This is a genomic window from Teichococcus vastitatis (assembly GCF_003604215.1).
Lineage (GTDB): Bacteria > Pseudomonadota > Alphaproteobacteria > Acetobacterales > Acetobacteraceae > Pseudoroseomonas > Pseudoroseomonas vastitatis.
The window spans coordinates 1-570 of sequence record NZ_QXGS01000232.1 but is presented as its reverse complement, the minus strand read 5'-3'; the positions used below and the strand labels follow the sequence as shown (position 1 = coordinate 570).

Here is a 570-nt window from a genome sequence, read left to right as displayed (position 1 = left end):
GATCCTAGCCACGGCGCCTACCTTCCGGTCGCTATCCAGGAAATGCGCCTGTTGCGGCCACTGCCGGACCGCATCTGGGCGCGCATCGTGCTGACTGAGAAATCCCCCGAACGTCTGGTATGCGACATCCTTTATCTGGACGATCAAGGGGAGGAGTTAGCCTCGATTACCGGCCTGTCCTGCGCTGCAATGGTGCCTCGCCGGGAGCGCGCGCTGCCCGAGGGCGATTACATCGATGTCTGGGAGGAGGTGCCGCCTCCCGCCCCGTCCGGCGCTACACCGCTGACCCTTGCTACCGGCGCGCCACTGGTCATCCTGGCCGAGCGTGGCGATGCACTGGCCGCTGCCCTCGCTGCGGGTTGCGCCGCAGCTGGCCGGCGGCACTGCCTCGTGCATTGGGACGACCCGGGACTGCGCGAAACCCTACATGCCGAGACCCAGTGGATCGAGGACCGACCCTGCATCGCACTGATGTTCACTGCCGGTCTGGACGGCACCGACCCTGCGGGCGAAACGGCATTGAGCCGCTTGCGGGCGACGTTGTCCGGCTTCGCGATCATGCGTGAGTCA

1 protein-coding gene is annotated in these 570 nt (G+C 66.5%); it reads left to right on the top strand.

Translation table 11 applies throughout. The features are described 5' to 3' along the window. Positions 1–570, top strand: a 570-nt coding sequence (locus D2K64_RS24060; RefSeq protein WP_157986132.1) for a polyketide synthase dehydratase domain-containing protein, incomplete at both ends; no start/stop codon positions are given.